General features: G+C 39.1%; 2 protein-coding genes and 2 pseudogenes. 1 reads left to right on the forward strand and 3 read right to left on the reverse strand.

Annotated features, from left to right (window positions below; genetic code table 11):
* Nucleotides 1-222 (forward strand): annotated as a pseudogene (locus tag IQ229_RS23310) (mercuric reductase); the annotation flags it as partial.
* Between the two features lie 275 nt (nucleotides 223-497).
* Here the strand turns inward: IQ229_RS23310 and IQ229_RS23315 are convergent.
* The 3 genes and pseudogenes from IQ229_RS23315 to IQ229_RS23325 all read right to left on the reverse strand — a co-directional run.
* Complete coding sequence (locus IQ229_RS23315; RefSeq protein WP_194047837.1) at nucleotides 498-1,064, reverse strand: hypothetical protein; 567 nt, start codon at nucleotides 1,062-1,064, stop codon at nucleotides 498-500.
* Between the two features lie 112 nt (nucleotides 1,065-1,176).
* Entirely contained in the window at nucleotides 1,177-1,770 is a 594-nt protein-coding gene (locus IQ229_RS23320; RefSeq protein ID WP_194047838.1) for a DUF4360 domain-containing protein, read from the reverse strand.
* Between the two features lie 687 nt (nucleotides 1,771-2,457).
* Nucleotides 2,458-2,667: pseudogene (locus tag IQ229_RS23325) on the reverse strand (diacylglycerol/polyprenol kinase family protein); the annotation flags it as partial.

Here is a 2,667-nt window from a genome sequence, read left to right on the forward strand (position 1 = left end):
ATATTGGGGGCAGAAGCTGGCGAATTAATTAATTTGATTGCCTTAGCAATATCACAAAAAATTAAAGTCAAACACCTAGCAAATTTATCTCTTGCCTATCCCAGTTTCTCAGAAATTCTGGAACGAACTGCAAGAGAGTGGAGTAAGCAAAAGTTAAATAGCAATATTGCTTTGCAAGAGTTTTTAGAAGGCTTCTTCCATTTCCGCCGCAATTGGAATTAGAACTTACGTAGGGAGTTGTCACTATAATAACTTAAACAAGGTACTGATATAGGACTCCGATTTAATTTTTGAAAATATTTTGAGACTGAAAAGCCCGTTTTATAAGGGTTTTATCTAAAAAATAGTTCAAAAATCAGATATGAGTCCTATATCATTACTGACTTCCGCAAGGATACTGACTTTGCAGTTATCGCTGCCTTTGCCAATATTGACAGCACCTTGATTGCAAACGCAACGTCATCAGAATTGGGGAGCATCGCTCAAAATTGAGCTGATTATTTTTGTTGAACTGCAAACTTGAAATCTGTCAACACTAATTCTCCTCCGGTTGTTGTTAACACTAAATTAACGCCTAAAACACTTTTTCCTGTAGTTGTATAGTTAGTTGGAAGTATTTGCTTGGTCAAATCAAAATTTCTAGCATTTCCATATGTTATTTGATATGGTGTTACTTTATCGCCAAGTAAAAATGATGTGATAGCTACTCGTGCTGATCCTTTCTTTACTACACCTTTTACAGCTAAAGGCACGAGCCTAAATTGCTTTTGAGTATTAGAGGTATCAATTCTAATGATACATCTAGCCCTTGACGATTGTCCCTTTACAGTTATAGGCGAGCGAAGTGTAAACTGACTTATTTGCGGATTGAAACTTATATTACATCCCCTATTAACCGAAAATCGTGGCTGGTTGTTTATTGGAGCAGCAGCGCTAGATGAATTGGCATCATAACAATAGGAAAGAAACAAGCACATTAATATGAAAAAATTACGTGCATTACTTAATCTCAACATAACTTCCTCTCCATCAATAGAAATTTGTAATTTTAAAGAAGAATACATTCGGTAGATTCAATGAGTGGGGGATTTAGACTCACCACTCATTGAAGACCACTAAATTTGGAATTCGGTGCGGTGTATCACCACCTATCCCCAGAATGGCTAAAAGCAACTACTAGCAACGCTTTAGGTCAAAACGAAGTATCACATCCCCAGCATTGAGATCGGCTGTATCAACGAAAATAGAACTTCCTGCTGAGGATTGTGCAACGAGATTAATACCTAATTGTCCTTGCCCACCACCACTACATAAACCTGAAGCTGCTAGAACAGTAATCTCATCTTGCTCCGCAAATGCCTTAGTCGCTGCAAAATTGGTAGTTTGAGGGCGAGCTACGGCTTGCCCAAAAGCACCACCACTAAAGCTATAAGTTCTGCTTAAGCTGGTACCTCTACTCCCTCTATTAATATCAGTATTTCCTTGGTATAGTACTTGTACATTTTGGATGATGAAACCACTTGGAATAAAAGTTTGAATGCGTAAAATACACCTTTTACGGGCACCACTGAATGCACTAAAGTTATCCAAGATGAGCGATAAGGTTCTACCATCCTCTCCAGCAAGCTGACCCTCAATCTTACATCCACCAGACGCGATTGCATCTCCAAAAGTAATACTAGACTCGTCAGCCAAAACCTTGGTCCCAATCACGTTGAGTCCAAGAATTGTAGATAGAGATAGTAATACACCAAATTGTTTAAAGTTCATATTGAATGTACCTATGTTGCTAGAGTTGTTTTTTGATGAAAAATGCATTTAGAAGCCAGAAAGTAGCAGGTATGAAGGCAATTTTGCTTTAATCCCACGCTTAAAAGCATGAGATTGAAGCAAGGATGCTTTGTGTCTGGTGTTACATATCTCGACACAAATTTGTTCTAGTAGTGGGCAATCACCCACAACTAAAGTTTTGATTGATACTTACAGGCTTCTGCCTTCTTCAATTGTGGGAAATCCTTTCAAGTATGCTTTGACAATTTCTGCTCAATCAGAAAATGAAGCATAACTGTGTATAGCTGGAGTTAACAGAAAGAAGATGGACATCAAGTTGCAAAATGTATTATTGCTGTACGTCCATGTGGGGAAGATCATATAGTTGTCTCAGTCAGAAAATATGTGTTCTTGATCACAAACATATTGTGTTTTCGAACACTGCGAACTTAAAAATAGTAGTATGGAAGTAGTATGAAGGAGCAGTGCTCCAAAGTTAGCTGCTAAAAATTAGGAGTATAAATCACCGATTTAATAGTGCGATACCGATAGTGCAGCGTTAGTAAGTTGTCGAGCGTCATAACCCGCCGCAGATATCGCAGTGAAATAGCTGTTTTTATTGAGAATCTATATTATGAGTGCCTGAAATTCTAGTTGTAGGCTGGGAAAGAGCTAATTGGGAGTGCCTTAAAAACCCTGCATGAAAATCCAAACTACTCCCGCAGCTGTTAGAGGTACGCTGAGGTTATCTGTGCCGTGGGGTGAGACTGCCTCTGCTAAGGTTGCGAAAGTAGCAGTTACGACCGCCGTCAACAATGCCCATCCTAAACTCAAAGGCGTTGCTAGGGGACTTAGCGACGAACCAGGTAGCAGTAACAGCACCAAGAAAATCACTAC

It is taken from the genome of Nostoc cf. edaphicum LEGE 07299, assembly GCF_015207245.1.
GTDB lineage: Bacteria > Cyanobacteriota > Cyanobacteriia > Cyanobacteriales > Nostocaceae > Nostoc > Nostoc edaphicum_B.

Bases quoted from the DNA above. Each gene is read 5' to 3' on its own strand.
- IQ229_RS23320 (WP_194047838.1), bottom strand. From the start codon at position 1,770: ATGAACTTTAAACAATTTGGTGTATTACTATCTCTATCTACAATTCTT.
- IQ229_RS23315 (WP_194047837.1), bottom strand. From the start codon at position 1,064: ATGTATTCTTCTTTAAAATTACAAATTTCTATTGATGGAGAGGAAGTT.